At 36.1% G+C, this 21391-nt stretch carries 14 protein-coding genes and 1 pseudogene; 3 read left to right on the top strand and 12 right to left on the bottom strand.

Annotated features, from left to right (window positions below; translation table 11 throughout):
• Positions 1-49 precede the first annotated feature (49 nt).
• The 8 genes from CS937_RS13785 to CS937_RS13750 all read right to left on the bottom strand — a co-directional run bounded on the left by CS937_RS13785 (position 50) and on the right by CS937_RS13750 (position 8702).
• Positions 50-970, bottom strand: a complete 921-nt coding sequence (locus CS937_RS13785) for an ROK family protein (protein ID WP_099159057.1) — start codon at positions 968-970, stop codon at positions 50-52.
• Between the two features lie 101 nt (positions 971-1071).
• On the bottom strand, positions 1072-2094 hold the full coding sequence (locus tag CS937_RS13780) for a LacI family DNA-binding transcriptional regulator (RefSeq protein ID WP_099159056.1): 1023 nt from the start codon (positions 2092-2094) through the stop codon (positions 1072-1074).
• A gap of 24 nt (positions 2095-2118) precedes the next feature.
• A complete protein-coding gene (locus tag CS937_RS13775) occupies positions 2119-2946 on the bottom strand; it encodes a carbohydrate ABC transporter permease (protein ID WP_099159055.1) in 828 nt (275 codons plus the stop codon).
• Positions 2943-3872, bottom strand: a complete 930-nt coding sequence (locus CS937_RS13770; protein ID WP_099159054.1) for a carbohydrate ABC transporter permease — start codon at positions 3870-3872, stop codon at positions 2943-2945. The genes CS937_RS13775 and CS937_RS13770 overlap by 4 nt, the downstream gene beginning before the upstream one ends.
• Before the next feature lie 212 nt (positions 3873-4084).
• A complete protein-coding gene (locus tag CS937_RS13765) occupies positions 4085-5371 on the bottom strand; it encodes an ABC transporter substrate-binding protein (RefSeq protein WP_099159053.1) in 1287 nt (428 codons plus the stop codon).
• Positions 5372-5852: 481 nt separating this feature from the next.
• On the bottom strand, positions 5853-6434 hold the full coding sequence (locus CS937_RS13760; protein ID WP_099159052.1) for a DUF1062 domain-containing protein: 582 nt from the start codon (positions 6432-6434) through the stop codon (positions 5853-5855).
• Positions 6435-7026: 592 nt separating this feature from the next.
• Entirely contained in the window at positions 7027-7605 is a 579-nt protein-coding gene (gene cudC, locus CS937_RS13755) for a choline uptake/conversion transcriptional regulator CudC (protein WP_099159051.1), read from the bottom strand.
• 197 nt (positions 7606-7802) lie between these two features.
• Positions 7803-8702 carry a glycine betaine ABC transporter substrate-binding protein gene (locus CS937_RS13750; protein WP_099159050.1) on the bottom strand — a complete coding sequence of 300 codons (900 nt, stop codon included), beginning with the start codon at positions 8700-8702 and terminating at the stop codon, positions 7803-7805.
• A 380-nt stretch (positions 8703-9082) separates the two neighbouring features.
• Here CS937_RS13750 and betB point away from each other — a divergent pair, with 380 nt between their 5' ends.
• Both betB and betA read left to right on the top strand, forming a co-directional pair.
• A complete protein-coding gene (betB, locus tag CS937_RS13745; RefSeq protein ID WP_099160067.1) occupies positions 9083-10540 on the top strand; it encodes a betaine-aldehyde dehydrogenase in 1458 nt (485 codons plus the stop codon).
• A gap of 354 nt (positions 10541-10894) precedes the next feature.
• A complete protein-coding gene (gene betA / locus CS937_RS13740) occupies positions 10895-12577 on the top strand; it encodes a choline dehydrogenase (RefSeq protein WP_099159049.1) in 1683 nt (560 codons plus the stop codon).
• Between the two features lie 144 nt (positions 12578-12721).
• Here betA and CS937_RS13735 read toward each other — a convergent pair whose 3' ends face one another.
• Together CS937_RS13735 and CS937_RS13730 are read right to left on the bottom strand one after the other, a co-directional pair.
• Positions 12722-13177: a helix-turn-helix domain-containing protein gene (locus CS937_RS13735; protein ID WP_099159048.1), complete on the bottom strand. Its 456-nt coding sequence runs from the start codon at positions 13175-13177 to the stop codon at positions 12722-12724.
• Between the two features lie 293 nt (positions 13178-13470).
• Positions 13471-15525 carry a sigma-70 family RNA polymerase sigma factor gene (locus CS937_RS13730; RefSeq protein ID WP_099159047.1) on the bottom strand — a complete coding sequence of 685 codons (2055 nt, stop codon included), beginning with the start codon at positions 15523-15525 and terminating at the stop codon, positions 13471-13473.
• A 581-nt stretch (positions 15526-16106) separates the two neighbouring features.
• Between CS937_RS13730 and CS937_RS19745 the strand changes: the two are divergent.
• Positions 16107-16469 (top strand): annotated as a pseudogene (locus tag CS937_RS19745) (phage tail protein); the annotation flags it as partial.
• Between the two features lie 180 nt (positions 16470-16649).
• Here CS937_RS19745 and CS937_RS13720 read toward each other — a convergent pair.
• Positions 16650-19466 (bottom strand): UvrD-helicase domain-containing protein, encoded by a 2817-nt coding sequence (locus tag CS937_RS13720; protein WP_099159046.1) that lies wholly within the window; start codon positions 19464-19466, stop codon positions 16650-16652.
• A complete protein-coding gene (locus CS937_RS13715) occupies positions 19466-21262 on the bottom strand; it encodes a DUF262 domain-containing protein (protein WP_099159045.1) in 1797 nt (598 codons plus the stop codon). The genes CS937_RS13720 and CS937_RS13715 overlap by 1 nt, the downstream gene beginning before the upstream one ends.
• Positions 21263-21391 lie beyond the last annotated feature (129 nt).

Raw genomic sequence — 21391 nt, 5'->3', positions numbered from 1 at the left:
TTTTAGATTGATTAAACATTGTAGGACAGAGAAAAAAGTCTACTGTCTGTCATACGCGCGATAAATCCGAATTGAAAAACGAGTCTCCTTCCTTTTCACGGATAAACCCGTATACAGCTCCTAGTAAATTAGAATGCTGGCGGAATTCACAGGTGTCGATGTTCGGTCTGATTTTTGATGCTTCTAAATAATTTAAAATACCATCCATTTTTTCGTTTATGTTATCAATTAGATCATCCCTTACACTTATACCGCCACCTATTAAAATAACTTCCGGATCATAGATATATTGTAAGTTATAAATGCCTAAAGCCAATAACTGATAAAATTGATCGATAGCCTTGCTGCAAACCTCATCGCCAGCACTTGCCATCTCAAAAATAGCTTCACCTGTCAATTCGTCCTTGTTCATATTTTTCAGACGAGCTACCTTTTTAATCAATGCACCGGTTGCAGCAGTACCACTCCATGTATCGTAACCAATTTCGGAATCATAAGGTAACACCATGTACCCAAACTCGCCTCCATGAAGATTAGCGCCTTTATGAACCAGCCCATTCTTGATGACTGCACCGCCAATACCTGTTCCGATGACCATAACGAGAACGTCCTGTTTTCCGTGCGCCTTTCCTTTCCACACCTCGGCATAGCCTGCACAGTTGGCGTCATTTTCCATATAGATTGGTACGCCCAATCGATCCTTTACCAATTGTTTGATATTTGGCCCATGAAGATATGGAAGTGCACTGGTGCCATAAATGACTCCAGATTCGGAAACAGCCCCCGGGCAACTGATTGCCACACCTGTTACGTCATGATGTTTTTGAAATAGATCTTCCAGCAATTCTAGTAATCCATCCAAGGTTTTTGGTGTTTTTGTCTTATCCATCTCCACTATAGATGCCTGTTCATCAACTATTCCATACTTGATAAATGTGCCGCCTATATCAATAGCCAAATATTGTTTCATGTTTCACACCTCTTATGCAATATGTTATTCCATGTTTGTCGTCATACTTTCTACACAAAAAATCTATTAAATTGAATTACTAGCTTTTTATTCGTAACCGTTTACAGCTCATTATCAATTAAACAGGAATCACGAATGACTAATTCAGGATCGACCTTTACTGAATTAGGATCAGCTTCTCCGTTAATTAAATCATGAAGCATATAAGCCGCCAATTTACCCATTTTATCCTTATCCTGCTTGACCGTTGCTAGTGTTGGATCACTATAGCGACATGCCTCAATGTCATCGCAGCCAATAACTTTGATATCTACCGGAACACGAACACCATTTTCCTTAAGAGCCCTTAATGCACCTAATGCCATCATATCGGAAACTGCAAAAACAGCCTGCGGAATGGACGAGCTCTCCAATATATTATTCATAGCTTTATACCCGCTTTCTTCAAAGTAATCACCATATTGGATCCACTCGTCTTTTGTATTCATGCCAAAAAGGTTCATTTGACGAATAAAGCTATCTTTACGAATATTTGATACAACGGAGTATTCAGGACCACCGATAAAAGCAACATCCTTAATCGAATTCAAATAAAGATGGGTCACAACCTGTTCCGAAACCTTATTATTATCGGTTGTCACATAACTTGAGTTCGGGCCACTTAACGCAATGTCAATCCCAACACATGGAATATGACTTTTATCCAGTTCAAGAGTAGCCTCCTCAATGCGATCCCCAGCAATAATCAAACAGCCATTCAGCTGATAATGATTACATCGAGCCAAATAATCCTGCTTATCCCGGCTGAATTTGTTGTTGGAAAAAACCAGAATATCATAACCAAGATTTCCGACCGCATTTTTAAATGAATTAACCACATCATTAAAGAATGGGTGATTCATTTCGGCATTAATATTTCCGGCATAAATTAATCCAATCAAATTAGACTTCTTTGTTGCTAGTGATTTTGCCGAAAAAGTAGGTTGATAGCCCGTTTTTTCAATGATTTCATTTACTTTTTCAATTGTCTGCTGGCTGATATTTCCCGTTTGGTTAATTACTTTTGAAACGGTTCCAGGAGAAACATTAGCCAATTTTGCAATATCTTTAATGGTAAGTTTCATAACATTCCCTCATGTCTGCGTTATCTATTTAACTGAACCCTCTGTAATACTAGAGATAAACAATTTATTAAACATCAAGAACACAATGACTAGTGGAATCGTTGCCCAAAATACACCAGACATAATCATTCCAAAGTCAACATTACTTGTTGTGTTCATTGAAGAGAGGGCTACCTGTATTGTATACATATCTGGGTCTCGAAGAACAGTAAATTGCCATAAAAATTCTCCCCATGTTGCCGTAAAAACAATAATTCCTAACGTTGCAAATGCGGGCAGTATAATTGGGAGAACAATACTTCGAAAAATACGGAAATTCGAGCAACCATCCAATTTAGCAGCTTCAATTAATTCATCTGTAACAGACTGTGAAATATACTGTCTCATTAAGAAAATTCCTAGAGGGTTTAGGAAAAAGATAACCATAGCACCAAATAAGGTATCTAATAGCCCAAACTTTGCCACTAAATAATATTGTGGAATCAATCCAAGCTGAGGTGGAATGATCATCGTTAATAAAATCGAAACAAACAATATATTCTTCCCTGGAAATTTAAATTTTGCAAATGCAAAACCCGCCAATGAACTAATCAATAAAACAACTAATGTAACGACTAAGCACATAATCAATGTATTAAACATTGCACCGAAAAACGGTATTTTTTCCAATACCTTTTGAAAGTTTCCCACCAATTGATCCCCAGGTGTTAACGTTGGAGGAATCGAATTATATGCCGCACTTGGTCTTGTAGCCATCACAAACATCCAGTAAAACGGAAATACGGAAAGGAAAGCCGCAACAATTAAAAACAGATATACGAAAAATCGACCTAGTTTAATTTTCTTTATCATGACTTCATCCCCTTTCCTTTCGTACGAATCCCCGATGTTAAATAGGTGTTGATGGCAGAAGCAACAACAATAATGAATAATAAAATAACCGCTGTAGCTGAGCCCGTTCCAAAGGATTGCAAACTAAACGCATCACGGTATAAATACATAACCACCGTCATCGCTTCTGTTCTGCTAAACGCACTAGAACCTAAGAATACGGTTGGTTCTGTAAACAATTGCAGTGCACCCACTGTAGAAAAAAATACAGTTAACACAATGAACGGTTTTAAGAGTGGAATCGTTATATAACGTAATTGCTGAAGTGTACTTGCACCATCAATTCGTGCAGCTTCATATAAGTCTTTCGGAATGCTTTGTAAACCTGCTAAATAAATGATCGTATTGTATCCAATCCAGCGCCAAAATACCATAATGGAAATGGCAATTTTCGCACCCCATTCACTTGTTCTCCACGCAACCGAATCCATCCCAAACAAATTTAAGATATAATTAGCCAAAGCAGTGTCATTATTACTAAAAAACACGCCAAACACAAGTGCGACAGCTACCATAGATGTAATATATGGTAAAAACACCATGGCCCTAAATGTATTTTTAAACTTAAGATAGGCCTGGTTTAAAATAAACGCCAAAATAATCCCAACAATAATCTGAGGTGCCGTACCCATAAACCCCATTACAATTGTATTGTACAGAGACTTCCAAAAAATTGGATCCTGTAACACAACGGTGAAATTATCAAGCCCAACAAAAGACATGTCACCTAAACCATTCCATTTTTGAAATGCGAGATATAAACTAAATACAGCTGGATAAAGTCCAATAATGGCAAAGATAATAAAGAAAGGCGAAATATATAAATACGCACTTATTTTGTCTTTTGTTGCTTCTGAACGATATTTCCTTTTGCGTGAAAAGGCCATTGTCTCCTCTTCCTTTCTATTAGAAAACTCGGCATTCTCCTGGCCTTCGTGGCGAATACATTCGCCTGCGCTTATGCAGGATATTAGAGTTTATACGCCAAGAATACGTACAACAAATTTGCAGATAGTGCCAGACCATTCTGCTAAAAGACATTGATGTGGCAGGAGAGACCGCCACATCAATGTATATACTACTTTCAAACGTAAACAGACTATCTGCTAATAAGCGCTTTAATCCGTTCAACTGCAGCATTCCACTCTTCATCAGGATCTCCATCCTGCTGTTGCACATTACTCAATGCATTTAGGATTTCATCATTAGCTGCTTTGTATTTAGGCCCTTTATAAATAAAGCTGATGTCCTCTGCTGCATTCGCAAAATACTGTGCTGTACTTTGACCACCGAAGAATTCATCTTTTGTATTCTTGAATTCTTCCATTTCATATACGTCTGGTGATGATGGGAATAGCCCTGCTTCACTCGTGAATGATTTTAATTGACTATCAGGAGATACTAACCATTTCGCAAATTCATACGCTTCTTCCGAGTGCTTCGTTTCTTTTGGAATAGCTATATAAGAACCGCCCCAGTTACCAGCAAATTCTTTTGGTAATGTTGCAACGCGAAACTTACCTGATGCATCAGGAGCATTGTCTAACATCCATCCTTTTAACCATGCTGCACCTAACTCAACTGCAAAATCACCATTGTTTACAGCATTACCCCACTCTGGCGTCCACATGGTATATTCACCAACAAGACCAAGTTCGTTTAATTCAACTGCTAAATCGTATGCCTGTCTAACAGCATTTCCTTCGTTTTCAATCAATAGGTTACCTTCCTTATCAAAGAAACTTTCTTCTGCCCCATCGATGACCGCACGGTATGCCATCTCCATACTATCTAATAATGGTTTGCCGGTTTTCTCTTTTATTTGTTTTCCGGCTTCAATGAAGTCCTCTTTTGTTTGAATTAAAGCTTCTACCTCATCTGGTTCAGTTGGAAGACCAGCTTCTTCAAACAAATCTATACGGTAAAACATTGCCTTTGGTCCAATGTCTGTTGGCAATCCAAATAAGAAATCACCATCACTGTTTTCACCTATTTGCCATTTCCAATCTAAGTATTGATCTTGAACTTCCTCAGCACCCATGTCATATAAGTTTACAAATCTATCTTGTGCTTCTTTGAATCTATCTAATTGATCAATTTCTAACATGGCAAGATCAGGCGCTCCACTTCCAGCTGATAAAGATGTAAATAAGCTATTGTGGTGATCATCTGTTTCTGACGTTTTCACTTTAATTTTCACTCCAGGATGATCTTTTTCGTATTCTTTAGCTAAATCCTCATAGTTCGTAGCCCCGAACACCCAAAAGTCTAACGTAACATCTCCATCTTCACTTCCACTTGCCTCATCATCTCCACTACAGGCAGTAAGGGAAAAGGCCAGTGCAAACAGAACACCGAATAAGAATACCAATTTGCTTTTCTTCATTGAAAATTACCCCCGTTTTTAATTTAAAATAATTGACTGGATAAATCCTCGATGGTCTATAAGTATTACTTTTATACACCTCCTTGGTTTATGTAATTTGTCAGGTTAAAATTAACACATTAAGGAAAGCGGTTTCGTAAATTGGTAAATAAAAAGCACTATCCCATTAAAGAAAACGCTTTCTTTCTCTTATTATATTGTTAAAATTTATAAAAATCAATATAAATTTGCAAAAGTCACACAAATTAAAGAAATCGGTTTCCCTTGAGTCTGTTTAAAACCCCGGAGAAACTTTATAATACTTATAATAAGGAAAAAAACAAAGAAGTATCAACAACAATAGGAGGAATTACAATAAGAATATTGTTATCGTATGTCCGCTAACCTTGTACCACTATTTTGACACAGTTCACCGTAGTTATTTAAAAAGAAAAAATAGGCATTGGAGTTATGTCCAATGCCTTATTTTATTCAAATTACTCTAACCAAGTATCCTTTGATTACCTTTGACTGTTATTTGTAAATCATCTATAACTTTATCTTTCATAGAAACAGTTGGATATAGCAAAAACGCTTCTTCCTTTTCCATTTTGCTTACTTTCGATCTTGAAATATCCAATATTTCTGCCAGCAGTTTATCTATTCTAAGACCAAAATCATATTTACAGCAAATTTTAATTGTCACTTCATTCGAAACTGAATCGGACTTTTCCTTTCTTACCTCATAATTGATGTCTTTCTTTACCGCATCACATAGTTTTCGTAATTTGTTGATTTGAAAGGCGTGATACCAAATTGTCTCTTTATCATTAGTCATATACTTTTGATGCAGTATTGGATCAATTCGATTTACATTTACCCTTGATAAAATAGGGCAATTCCATGTGGCTTCACAATGAATACACTTATATATGAGCCAAATATCAACCATTTTCTGATTTGCATTTACCCTAAATTTATCACTGCAAAAGTATTCCGTGCTTCGCTTACAATTCCTGCAATTCCGTATTACGTTAGGTGTCTCCTGAGCAACAATCTCATACGTAACAACATTTAAACTCATAACTCGCTCCTCCAATTTATCCAGAGGAACGCAAAAATAGCTGAAGGGAGAATAATTTCCATCAAAAAAAGCGGAATACCATACAGGTATCCCGCTTGGAATTAATACAACAGATTATCCCGCGTTCCCTGTAATGGCTAAAAATAGACACACTTCTCCCGTTAATGAACAATCATGTTCAAAAAAAGAAATGTACAATTTAATTACTTAACCATTACAAGTATGTTGGCAAACCCGATTCCACCTTCCGTACTTCTCCTATTTAGAATTATACAATAATTGTATTCGATGTCAATAATCGCCTCAGATTAATAGGAATATTCCCAATCATTTTGTTGCACATTTATAATTTTTACGTTAAAAAAGTGTCCTATCTTAAAAGAATAAACCAATAAAAAGGTCAGTCCCCCCACAGCACTAACACTTTAGCACAGTGAGGGACTGACCCTTTCAATTATGGTGATCATCACAGTGGAAATATTCTTCAAGATTCAACGTTGAATATAACACTTTTATACCTAGAAGTACATGACCTCCTATTTTACATACCTACCAGCTAAATACTGCGGCCTAATCGACAGCTTTATGATAACTAATCTCTTTCATCTACATCTTCCACCGGTATATAATCATAGATTTCACCAGATTTAGTAAGTTTGGTTAACTTATCAAGCCAATGATAATATATCAAGGCATCATCAAGTTGTTGATAATGCAACATGGCTCTTTCTCGTAATGTTTCATCTGTTTCACTATTTTCAATCACCTCATGGAGTTGTTCTTGAGCCTTCTTAATACTAACCAAAAACATACTCACTTCACGTTCCCATTTCGCACCAAAAAATTGAGAGAAATAATTGAAGAAATTCTTTTCAGCCATGAATGAATCTTTTCTCGAGCCTTTCTGCCAAACCTTTTGAACGATATTGATTTCCTGAAGCTTTCTAACAGATGTACTCATGCTTGGTTTACTCATACCGAGTGCTTCTTTCATTTCATCCAAGGTAATAGGCTGATGTTTAAAATACATTGTTGCGTATAGACGCCCCACTGAAGGGGTAACTCCATAAAGGTCCATCGTTTCTGAAATCGTATTAATCATCATACTTTCAGCTTGATCGATTTTCTCTTTGGCCTTTTCATTATTAAAATTATTGCGATTTCCTTCCATTGTGGCACCTCTTTTTTTACGGAAGATAAGAGCTTGCTGTTAAATTGATTTATAATAAATTAAATGTTTCTTTTATTTTATAATTAAAATTACTATGATGCAACTTAATTCAGCAATAGCTTGCTACTAAAATAATTAGCATTTTTCATGGAAAAGAGACGACTCTCTTATCCGAGTATCGTCTCTTTCACTTACGTTTACTTCATCCATTTTTCAATTACATTCTGATTTTCTTTCACCCATTTTTCTGCGCCTTTAATAGGATTGTCTTTATTCTCTTTGATATTAATCATTAATTCACCAAGTTGCTTGTCGCTTAATTTAAAGTTTTTCAACCAGTTACTAACTTTTCCATGGTCTGAGTCAAATCCTTCACGGGTTGCCATATAAATTTTTTCCACCTCACCAAAGGTTTTTTTCGGATCCTCCAAGAATTTTAAGTCCACTTCAGAAAATATATAATGTGGTTTCCAAAGTGGTGCAACGATAGGTTCTTTTTGCTCAACCGCCTTCTTAATAGAGGAAATCATTGCTGCCGTACTGCTCCCTATCAATTCATAGTCAAGGTCATATTCCTTAATTACATCTTGTGTTACTAGCATTGTTCCTGCCCCAGACTCAAAACCTATAATTTCGCCATTGAATTTATCTTTGCTTTCATTTAAATCTTCCATGCTATTTACATCTTCCATATACGTTGGAACGGCCAATCCAACTTTCCCATTTTCATACCATGGGTTTTCGAAAAAATTTGCTTCATCTTTATACTTTTCATAGTAACTTTTATCTTGCACTGGCAACCAAATTTCCGGTGCCACATCTAAATCTCCTGAAGCTAAAGCGGCCATCTGAGGACCCATTTCAAGAAGTTTTAATTCCACGTCATAACCTTCATCTTCTAAAATAGCCTTCCACAAATTTGTAACTGCAATATTTTCTGGCCAATTAATTTGCCCAATCGTGATTTTCCCTTTGCCCTCATTCGATTCACTAGTTGTACCATCCGAACCGTCACTTCCACTAGTTGAACCGCAAGCTGCTAGTACAAAAAGTATTAAAATAAATAAAATAAATTGAGTCATTCTGCGAAAACTCATTGATTGTCAAACACCTTTCTGATTTATATTCTGGCAAACATCTATTACGAAACATACACTTATGCCAAGAGTGCAAGTAGATAACGTTGAATTACTAATTTCGCCCCCTTTATTAAATAAAATAAATGTGTTTAATATTTTTTAAATATATTTACTCTATGTATATAGGTTATCGAAAGATTTTGTTTTGTCAAATCCAAATATTTCGTTCAACTTGTTTCGTTGTTGTCTTACGAGGGATAGAGGAATTTCGTTTTATTTCAACGTTTGACAATTAAATAATAGTACTGTTACGATAGTTTTATTAATAATATTTAATTTTTATTTAACAAATTTAACAATCGATATATAAAAGGAGTGATGATTTGAACTTACAACGAATGTATATAAATGGTGAGTGGGTAAACGCCAAATCTGGAGAAACACGAGATATCATTAACCCTTATAATCAAGAAGTCATTGCAACTGCTGCAGAAGGAAATAAAGAAGATACTCAAGCAGCGATTCATGCAGCAAGGGTGGCATTTGATAAAGGCAGTTGGAGTACATTACCTGCCAGCGAACGAGGTGAGCTTGTTTACAGAATAGGTACCTTGATCCGTCGGGACTTGCAGGAACTGGCTGAATTGGAGACCTTGGATACAGGTAAAACAGTCGAAGAAAGCCGTGCTGATATGGCCGACATCGCAAACGTATTCTTTTACTTCGGTGGTTTAGCAGATAAAGATGGCGGTGAAGTCATTGCCTCGCCAATACCAAACAGTGAAAGCAAAGTTGTTCGCGAACCCGTTGGTGTCTGTGGTCAAATCACACCATGGAATTATCCGTTATTACAAGCCGCATGGAAAATTGCACCGGCTTTGGCAGCAGGTAACACCATTATTATGAAGCCGAGTGAGATCACACCATTAACAACCGTTAAAGTCTTTGAACTAATAGAAGAGGTTGGCATACCAAAGGGAGTAGCCAACTTAGTGCTTGGTTCCGGGGCATCTGCTGGTGCAGAACTTTCTGCTAATGATGACGTTGATTTAATATCATTCACCGGTGGCATTGAAACCGGAAAAACAATTATGCAGGCTGCCAGTCATAATGTGAAAAAAATTGCACTTGAGCTCGGTGGAAAGAATCCGAATATCGTTTTTGCTGATGCTGACTTTGAAACAGCGGTTGATCAGGCATTAAATGCTGTATTTTTCCACGCAGGACAAGTTTGCTCTGCAGGATCTAGGCTTTTAGTTGAAGAAAGCATCCATGACGAATTTGTTGAATCGCTCATTGAACGAACGAAACAAATCAAATTAGGCAATGGTTTTGATGAAAACACACAAAGCGGCCCAATGATATCTGCAGAACACCGTGCGAAAGTTGAAAACTATGTGGAAATAGGCAAAAAAGAAGGAGCCAAACTAGCTGTTGGCGGAAAGCGTCCTGACGATCCTGAATTGCAAAATGGTTTTTTCTATTTACCTACCATATTTACAAACTGTACAAATGATATGCGCATCGTCCAGGAAGAAGTATTCGGTCCGGTATTGACAGTGGAAACCTTTCAGACTAAAGAGGAAGCTGTCAAATTAGCGAATGATACGATTTATGGTTTGGCTGGAGCCGTCTGGACACAAGATTTGAATAAAGCAGAATTTATCGCGGCGCGCTTGCGAATGGGTACCGTTTGGATCAATGACTTCCATCCTTATTTTGCACAAGCACCATGGGGCGGTTATAAGCAATCAGGCATTGGCCGTGAACTTGGTCCGGAAGGCATGGAGGAATATACCGAAGTTAAGCATATTTACCGTAACAAACAACCTAAACCTGTTCATTGGTTTAAGTAAATCTGATTTAAATCTATACCTTATCATCAATAGCTCTAAGCCTTCTTTAATGGGACGGTTTAGAGCTATATTGAGTATGTTCCAACATGTGCCTTTTACTAGTTCTAAAAACTAGAATACTAGCTCAAGATTTACAAGTTTAAACATATTGTGTTAATATTATTTTATACGTTAAAAATATTTTTAACAAACTAAACACATCTAATACAGACAAAAAAGGTGAAATCGTTTGTCAGATTGCCAGATTCATTGAGCACAAAAATTTCTGCCAATCATGTCAACGACGAATGACGTTTTTGATCAACTTCCTTTTAATACTGTATTCCATTTAACAATCTTAAGGAGGTATTTCAGATGAATCAAACATACGATTATGTAATTGTAGGCGGGGGTAGTGCAGGTTCGGTACTCGGAAACCGTCTAAGTATAGATGAAAATAGCAGTGTGCTTGTTCTGGAAGCAGGGCGCAATGATTACTTTTGGGATTTATTTATTCAAATGCCGGCAGCCTTGATGTTCCCTTCAGGCAACCGCTTCTATGACTGGATTTATTCTACAGATCCTGAGCCCTATATGGATGGACGTCGTGTCGCGCATGCTCGGGGGAAAGTGCTTGGAGGATCAAGTTCCATCAATGGCATGATATACCAACGGGGAAACCCAATGGACTATGATCGGTGGGGATCTGAACCTGGCATGGAGAATTGGGATTATGCCCATTGTCTTCCGTACTTTAAACGACTGGAAACAACCTTTGGATCAGATCCATCTGATGAGTACCGCGGTCACCATGGTCCAGTTAAATTAAAGCGCGGCCCTGCAACGAATCCTTTATTTCAGGCCTTTTTCGATGCAGCTGTTGAGGCTGGTTACGCCAGAACTCCCGATGTAAACGGTTTTCGACAAGAAGGCTTTGGCCCATTTGACAGCCAAGTGCATAACGGAAGACGGGTTTCTGCTTCACGAGCATATTTACGTCCAGCAATGCGACGCAAAAACCTTACTGTGGAGACGCGTGCTTTTGTTACCAGTATCAATTTTGATGGTACTAGAGCGCAGGGTGTAACCTATCAAAGGAATGGAAAAACCTATCATGTTAACGCGGGCGAAGTAATTCTTTCTGGCGGTGCATTCAATACGCCACAATTATTACAATTGTCCGGTGTAGGTGACGCAGACCATTTGCGCTCACTTGGCATTGATCCGGTCGTTGACTTGCCAGGTGTAGGTGAAAACCTTGAGGATCATCTCGAAGTATATATTCAGCACGCATGTCCGCAGCCAGTTTCTATGCAACCTAGCTTAAATAAAGCAAAAATGCCTTGGATTGGCTTGCAATGGCTGCTTGGACGCACGGGGCCGGCAGCATCAAACCATTTTGAAGGTGGCGGATTCGTCCGTTCGAATGATGAAGTTGATTATCCAAATCTGATGTTCCATTTCCTACCGCTTGCGGTTCGATATGATGGGCAAAAAGCAGATACGAAGCATGGATTCCAGGTACACGTTGGGCCGATGTATTCCAACTCCAGAGGTAGACTAAAAATCCGCTCACGTGACCCTTTCGAGCATCCAAGTATTGTATGTAACTATTTATCTACCGAAGAGGATCGACGTGAGTGGACGGAAGCAATACGCGTTGCACGGGAAATCCTTTCTCAGCCAGCGTTAGCGCCTTACAGTACGGGTGAAATCTCACCTGGACCTTCTGTTCAAACAGAAGAGGAAATCCTTGAGTGGGTAAAGAAAGACGGGGAAACAGCACTTCATCCATCTTGCACGGCGAAAATGGGACCAGCCTCCGACCCAATGGCAGTCGTAGACCCAGAAACTATGAAGGTTCATGGCCTGGACAACGTACGGGTAGTGGATGCATCTGCTATGCCGCATACAACCAATGGAAATATCCATGCACCAGTGTTGATGCTGGCGGAAAAAGCAGCCGATATTATCCATGGACAAAGACCATTGAAGCCCGAATATAAAGATTATTACCGTCATGGCGTTCACCCGGCAGATGCGGGGACAGTTAAGTGAAACGAGGGCCGAAGCAAGGGGACGGTTCCTGTGCTTCCTAGTTCGACCCACGTGTGAATAGTACATGTAAAAGGCCCAACGACTTTTGAAGTTTCGTTGGGCCTATTTAAAAGCAATTAGCTTTTGCAAAAAAGATTTATTTCTTTAATCAACATGTCTCTTTTTCAATTGATCGCTGCCAACACCACCAATCACCATTAAAGCCAGGGGTAAGAAATTGGCTATCGCTTTTGGTATCCCTTCCAGTATAAGAATATTTGTACTCGCAAAGTAATTTAAAGCTATAATGACTATTTTTAACACTAATAAAAAGACACCTAACAAGAATACACTGTCGAAAAAGACTTTCCATTTTGGATGTGCCAATTGCTTGCTGTCCTGAATTACTTTTTCTTTCAATTCTTCATCACTCCTTAATAGCTCATCAATTGTAATACTGAATAAATCACTTAAATCGATGATCACTTCAATACTTGGGTAATTTTTGCCTGTCTCCCATTTGGAAACAGACTGACGACTAACATGAATCTTTTCAGCAAGGTCTGTTTGTGACCAGCCCCTTTTTTCTCTTTCTATCTTTAAACGTTCACCAAAAATCATATTTCTCATCGCCCTTCCTTACAATTTCAGTATTAAATAAGTGAGTAATGAAGTAAAGCTAGTTGTAGGTGCATCAAGGTGCAACCTCTAGTTGCCACTTAAAGTTCCCTTAATTTTGTTGACTAATTTCATAGTTTAAATAAAAAAATGAAGGAGATTTGACGTATTCATTCTCCTTCAAGTTTACTAAAATTTTTTTACATATCAATCTGACAAAATGGGTTTAACTGAGAAGTAACCTCTTATTGCCCCTACAAATAGCTAGCTTTTGGAATCTAGGTAATTTCCCTTTGTTATTCCAACGAAAAATTCACAACATCATCCATATATTTCGTTGTACTATATCCATGAATAACCAGTGTTTTAGGAATCACTCTTTCCGCATTGTCATTGTTTAATGACATGCTTAGAACAGTATCGAAATATCGGGGCTGCTCAATTTCTTCATATGTTGTAGGGTTAACATCCATATCCTGTTCAACCCCATTTTTATCAACAAGTACACCTTGAGAATCTATTTCCATCGAACTCACTCCGTTCATATTCTCATCCAAAATATTTAAGTTGAGCGACTCAAATGCTCGATTCTTAATTTCGAAATTACTAATAACAACCTTGGAAGGTTTTCCGATTTCCACCTTATCAATAGAGATTTTACTTCCTGCATATTCAAAGGTTTGAGGATATTCCTGAGAAGCATCCAGTTCAATTCTTTTTTGGTCTTCAACCATTAGATGGACAGAATCGAATTGAGCGTTTACCTCTTTTGGGTTTTCTCCAAAAATTGGGTCGAAGTGTGTTTGAAAAGTGGTCCAATCCATGTTTCCTTTTAAAAAAGTACTGCCATACATTTCAGCTTTCACTTTTTTATTGTTCACTTCTAGCTTGTTAAAATTAAGATTGTTTATCTGCTTCTCTGTCCGTTCATTATTAATCGCATATTGCAGAATCGTTGCTGTTGGAGCAATGGTTAGTTTATCAAATCGTACCGGAATCCCCTCGACTTCTATTTCTTCATGCAATACATATTCTTTAGATGGCTGTTTGGTTACAGGGATCTCAAAGTTCCACTCTCCTGTTTCCTTTTCCGTCTCCCCATAAGCCCATAAACTATTCCGTTCAGGGGAATCATGAATCAATTTCTGAAGCTGTGTAATTTTAAGTTTAATAGTGCCTTTATCCTTTATGATTGGCTGCATACTAATCTTCCCGTGATACACGTTCTTTTCTTTTTGGTTTAAATCCGATTTAAGATCAAGAGGATAGTACTTTGGATATGCTTCATTATTCATGATTTCATATCCGTTCTCTACAAAAAAACCATCATCATAACTTATCACATATTGATTTTCTTCGTTTGTATCTTCTATTTCATAAAAAACAAGCGTCTGTATATCATCAGCAATCACGCTCTTAATTCTAATTTTTACCCCCTTGCTTTCAGCCTCTAGGTTCAGCCTTTCACCCAGTCCCTGTTGCAGAAAGGCACGCAATTCCTGATCATCTTCTGTCCATGTATAGTAGAAGTTGGTAAACGCTCCCGTAAAAAAACCTAAACCCATTAATAATGCGAAAACACTTGCAAAACCTATCCCCATTCTTTTACGTTTCCTGTTCTTCTGTTGTCTGTGTTTTTCCTGTTCTGCCAGCCTAGCTCTGATGTTCTCCATAAAACCAGATGGCACACGTAACTCTTTTATCTTTTCCGGTAGATTTAGCATGGTGTCCTGAAAGGCAGCCAAATCCTTCCGACAGTCTAGACAATGATAAATATGGATCTCGAAATCAATATTTTTCGACCGATCCAGTGTTCTTTCCAAGTAATCGATGTAATACGTATGATATTCTTTACAGCCATTAAAGGATGACCCATCCTCCATCATTTTTCTAAGTGACTGGATTCCAAAAAACAAATGCTCTTTCAACTCATTTACTGAAACTTGGAGAAGATGTGCCACTTCCTCATGAGAGAGTCCATTTATATAGGTAAGGACCACCGCTTCTTTCTCAACCTCTTTCAAAAGATCAAGTGCTTGAAATAATTCCTTTTGTTCACTTTCCTCTAAAGCTTGTAAACTTCTATTATTAGAAAGCTCCCGGCATGTATGTATAAAAATAGAAATAACCCTCGTTTTGAATGATGTTTCTTTATTAAATCGTGGCAACTCCTTATGCACCTTTATTATGGACTGGTAAAATAGCTCTTCCATTTGCTGTTGATTCCTGAGATAGGACCAACCAAGAAAATAGAACGATTGCATATGTTGATCGAACCAATCGACGATAGATTTCATGCCCTTTTCTCTTATTGTCATGATTGAAATGGGATCCATTTTTGCTGGGATCATGAATGTGTCTTCCCCCTTTACATTTCTCTGTAAACTTACCAAATTTTCTGTTTTTTTATAAAAGTATATACGTATAGTCTGGATATCCTGTTACTGCCATACGTTCACACCCTATTATCCTACTTCCACTATAACAAAATATGGATTTTAAATGGACAAAAAGTAGAATATTTATTTTATCAATATGGATTAACCAATAAAGCTATAAATGTCAAAGTAAAAATGTACATTTTAGACATAATTAACTCTTTCTGTAAAAAGTTTTAAAACCTAACAACTTGTCATCGATCCTCAACAGGTACGACTATTGAGTCACGAATCCAGCAGTATCAACGGCTGACTCTGCCAAACGAGGCTATCATGCCTGTCTCTCCATGTAAAGTTGTTTTAAGTAGCGTGACAAAACTGTACACCTTTAATCAATCATTTTTGTACATAGTTAAATTATCATTTACAAAAGCTACAGAATGATAAAAAGATATGCATTTAACTGGAACTGCTTATGCGCAGAACAAGCATAATCTCTCTTGTAAACCTTCTAAGACTTCTTCTGGCACTTCCTTGACCTTGATATCCCCACCAATGAAGCACGTTACTTTATGAACAAATACAATCTGAATTCTAGGGTGTATCAGCTAAAATCCTGCGATACTCCTAATTATGTGAACTGAATTTTGAAAGAAGAAAGTGATATTGGGTTTGCAACCAAACCGTTAGAAACAATATCACGTTTTCAAGTGGAAACTATCCAATTTGCCCATGTCTTTTAAGAGGACGGTCTTGCGCTCAACGTTATGTATACGGTTGATGACCCTAAGAAGCGTGCCGTTGGTTTTAAGCTTTCTGAGGAAATGGAGGTACCAAAGGAATTAGGAGGTAGGCAGAAATATAAACTAGCAGGAACCATTCGGGGCACGTATTTTGTCATTAAAGGGGAATATTAAATCACAAAACAGCGCCCTCAATAAAGTGCTGTTACTTTTTTCGCAAAAGCTCATTTACTGATACGGTTCACCGTACCGGTTTGTAGGGTAAAATAGCTGCCTATTATGAATAATAAATAACGAGGTACCTATGATGTGCCTCGTTATTTTGGATTTTGCATTCTTACTTAGCTTTAATATCTATCTATTGTGACTCAGTACACTCTTATCTTTATTTATTTGGCCGTTAATTATCAAAAGCGACACTATTTGTTGATCAAATTCATCTATAACTTCAACTGCTACATCGTTAGCATGCCCTACCCAATTTTCCTTAAATAAATTTGCCTCACTGAAATTCTGTGCTCCAACAATTTTGTACCAAGATTTTGTTAAAGAGTGATACGTGTAACTCTGACTCTTTAATAAATCCTTAATAGCAATTGTTCCATATGTACCTTTTTTGTTTGAAACAATTATTCTGTAGCTTGATCCTTCTTTAAGTGGATAACTTAATGTATTTATATCTAAGTAACTCTGAATCTTGCTGTCACTTAAACTATTAAGGAAAGGAGATCTATTTAATGAATCCGTAATTATTATCAATTTATTTTTGGCTCTTGTAAGACCTACATAAAATAGCCTTTTTTCCTCATCGTAAACTCTGTCTATAGTGTGGCCAAGTATTTTATAAAAAACATTTCTAGGATGAATTAGAGGGAAGCTTCTTGAAACTGCATCCATCAAGATTATTACTTCATCTTCTCTTCCTTTAAACGAATGTACAGTGTCGACTGTTTTGATTAAATCTCTTTGTTCTACTGGGAATTCATTCCTAATAGTATTAATTAATTTCTCTCGAAAGTCACCTTTACCACCATTATGGATATTGTAAAAAGGGATACTACTTTTCCTTCTACTTAGTAAAGTAACACTTTGCCCCATATCTAATTGGCTCTTTACGAGTCTAATTAACGCAGGAGTGATCTTATCCCCTTTATATATTTGTTTTTCATGATCAGAAGGATTGAATAAATCTATATTTACTACATTTACGGTACCCTCTTCTTCTTTACTTGAATCTGAGGGTTTACCTTCATTCATCATTAATTGGTTGCCTGCCTGAACTATCTTTTTTGCCGAGCGATAGTTGGTAGATATATTCATTTTTATAGCAACATTAACATCTTCTTTAAAGTTATAAAAATATTTAAGGTCAGATCCAGCAAACCCATTAATAGCTTGCCAATCATCTCCAACACAAAATAATTTCACTTCATTATTTATTAATCGTATTGATGAGATTAGTTCATTGAATAACAGAGAGAAATCTTGGAATTCATCTATAAATAAATATTTGATTTGATTTAAATTTCCTGAACCTTTTTTTCTTGTCCAATTAGTATGACCTTGCTTAACAAAATCAATTGCTCGATATAACAATCCATCAAAATCTTCCTCTTTATTAGCTGACAATTGATCTAGGTAATCTGAGTATATTTTCCAAATAACTCTTAAGAAATGTAATTCTAAATCAGTTAATTCGTTTTTACGCTCTACTACTAACTTTTTTATATCATTAGGATCTAACTTAAGTTTTCTAGACCTTTCAATAAAAGTTTTACAAACAATGCTAAATTCATCGACAGATCTGTTTTTTATTCTATGCCAAATTTCATCATCTGATAATTTTCTCATACTAGGAAAATAAGTCTCTAAAATCTTTCCAACCTTATTAGAAATTCCATTAGTAGAAAGGACATCATCAGGCCACATACTAATAAAATCATAATCTGCCCTTCGACTCCAATATAGAATCTTTTGCATTGATTCTTTGTCGTAATCTGGATCTCCGCTCATACCAAAAAATTCTATTACAATGCCTTTAAACCCTTCAGATTCTTTTAAAATGGTGAAGTCAGGTTTATAGTTGATACCATCCCACCGAAAATTCCATTCGTAATAGAAAGGTACATCATGTTCAAAGAGAAAATCAGCTATTCTTTTTTCTCCCATTGATTTGTAATACTTCCCGTCTAATCCTATATATGGTAATGACCTACGATACTTTAGCATTTCATCTTTACTAAGATTATATCCCAGGCTAATAAAACGATCCCAATCTTCACGAAAATATTTCATCATTATATTTTTTATCCTGTTAGAATAATTATGGTCATCTAAATTTGAATTAATCACATTTTGAACAGATGAGCTTTTCTCTAATTTATCAAGTTCATCATAAACCATATTCTCTTCTGGATGAACAATACCATATGCAAGTGCATGATAAGTCATCGCTTGAGGAATATCCTCTTTTAATACTTTTTTCAACCTATTAGTAACTTCCATTGCTGCTTTTTTGTTAAAAGCTAATATTAATATTTCAGAAGGATGAACATGGCAGTGCTTAATTAAAAATATGGATCGATTAATAATTGTTCTTGTTTTACCACTCCCTGCTCTTGCTACTACCTGGACATTATCCCAAACGTTGGCTATCGTTTTTGCTTGTTCATAATCTGGTTTCTCCAAACTGTGGTAACGAAACCAATCCAAAACAAAATGGGTTGTAAGATCTTTGAATTCATCTTCAGAAATCCATTCCCTCAGATTGTTATTCCAATAATCTCTCGCGACATAGTAATTTTCACTTAGAACCTTATATAGATCATGTCTTTTAAGTTTTATTTGTCTTTCTAGAGCTAGCTGTTTCTCTTTTTTTTCTTTCTCAATCATTTGTTTCTTAATTATTTCTTTCTCATTTAATTCTCTTTGGTGAATTTTGCCCCACTTATATATAAACTCTTTCAGTTCATTACTTTCCATAGATTTGTGATTTTTTTCGAATAGTGACTCTTCATAATCATTATTAAGTATTATATAAGCGCTAACCCCTGGAAAATTTAATTGTAGACCACAGCCAACACATCTATACAATATACTATGTTTAGTATTATCTGACTTAAAATATTTCGAGTCGCAATTCTGACACTCTAAATTTATTACTTTAGTCATTATTTCACATCAGCCCCTGGAAACCGCCAAATTTGAACAGCTTTTTCTCCTAATTCTTTGCAACGTTCTAAAACCTGTTCAAACTTAAACTTATCATAATCTGCAATTTCCTTTGTAATTTGTATGTTTGACTTCTTATATTCCTCAACTTTTGCCTTAAAAGGATTATTGGATGCACTTATATTTAGTGATTGCGCTAAGAGAGTTAAATTACCGATTTTATTCACATGTTCTTTATGTAGTTCAATAGCATTTTCCCCTAAGTAGCTCTCCCAATTTCCAAACTCGTGTTTAGATTTCTTAGTTAGTATTTTTTGAGGAATAATATGTTCTAAATGTAAATCAACACCTGAGTTTAAAATGTATTCACCATGATCATTAATTAAATCATACTCTATTTCCTCTAAAACATATTTCGCTCTTCCTTCATTATTTTTAAAGTTATGCATTGAAAATTTTTCTTTAAATTCATTATCGCTAGGTAAGTGCTTTAATAGTTTCTTTTCAACTTGATAAATGGCAAGATTATCTTCTATATTTACTAAACTCGCAAAGATAGTATCCAGTTCAGCAGTCCTATACTCACAGACATGCCTTCTCAACATAAAGGTTTCTATTAATTTTAGAATATGAACTTTATCTTTTTCTTTAATGTTCCTTTGAAACAAATCTAGTAGAAATATATTACTCGGAAACGATTTAATCATAGTTAAATTTCTAAGGTGTCTATTAAATACTTTACTTTCAAAAGATTGATTTCTAATTTGTTTATAAATATTAGAAGCGTTACGAAGTCTTTTTGCAAATTCAGTAATTGAAATTTTATGGGTATGGTTAACTATAATTTCTTCTTGAACTTCTGTAACAAGATCTTCATCTGAAACATCATCGTCTGTTTCATCAGTAAGATCCTCATATACGATAAATTCATTTAAGTTTTCCGCTTCTTTTACAGTGTTGAAATAAAGATTCTTAAACTCTACAACTATATTACTCGCAGTAATCTTTTTCTTTAATAAGTACGATAGATACTGCCTAAAGAAATCATCTGTTTTAATTCCATCTAAGTTGATTATTACTTCTGTCCAATATCTTTTGACTTCTTCTAGAGTGTTTTCTTCTATTAAAGAAGCGTGTCCCAACAAGAAATTCTTTATGATATCCGTAGGACTTAATTTGAGACCACGATTATTAATCGTTTCAAATAATTTATAAGCATCTTTAGCATCAGCTACATCTAATCGAATAACAAAAGTATTATTGGTTAGTTTATGAACAAATTCATACAAGTCTTTTTCGCAAAGTTTTCCTAATTCCCCAGAATAATAATCGTAAGCAGCTATAAAACGTTCATTCTTAGAGGATTCTACATCGTTTCTCGTCATGAACCTCACGTAATCTGGGTCATCCAAATCTCCTAATATCAATTTTCGTTTTGGAACTCTATCAAATCCTTTACACGAAAGCATCGCTTCTTGTTCTTTATGTGAATCTTCAATTCCTAACTCTTTAAATCTATCTGCTAGGGCTTTTATTAGAATGGTTAATGTAGTTGTTCTCTGCTGCCCATCCACCAGTTCTAATTTATTTATTCCTACAGTATGATCAGATGTTAAACATAAGATATTACCTAGTAAGTGGGTGTCATTCTGATTCAGAAGCTTAATATCATTAAATAAATCTGACCACTGCCTTTCTCCCCAAGAATACCTACGTTGATAAGCGGGTATAATAAACTGTTCACTATTACTGCTAAATAGTTGATTAATCGTTAAAGTGGTAGGTGTGATTTTCATATTAACTATCCTTTCTAGATAGAAATCTCTGGCTTTCTTGTCGAATTTGTTTATGAGACTAACTCATGTTTTAATTCACTTGTATTGCTTATTACTGAAATTAGCTTTTATTATTCTACAACCATCCTG

The organism is Virgibacillus ndiopensis (assembly GCF_900187325.1).
GTDB classification, from domain to species: Bacteria; Bacillota; Bacilli; order Bacillales; family Amphibacillaceae; genus Virgibacillus_E; species Virgibacillus_E ndiopensis.
The sequence above is the reverse complement of the archived record's forward strand: the minus strand, read 5'-3'. Positions and strand labels throughout refer to the sequence as shown.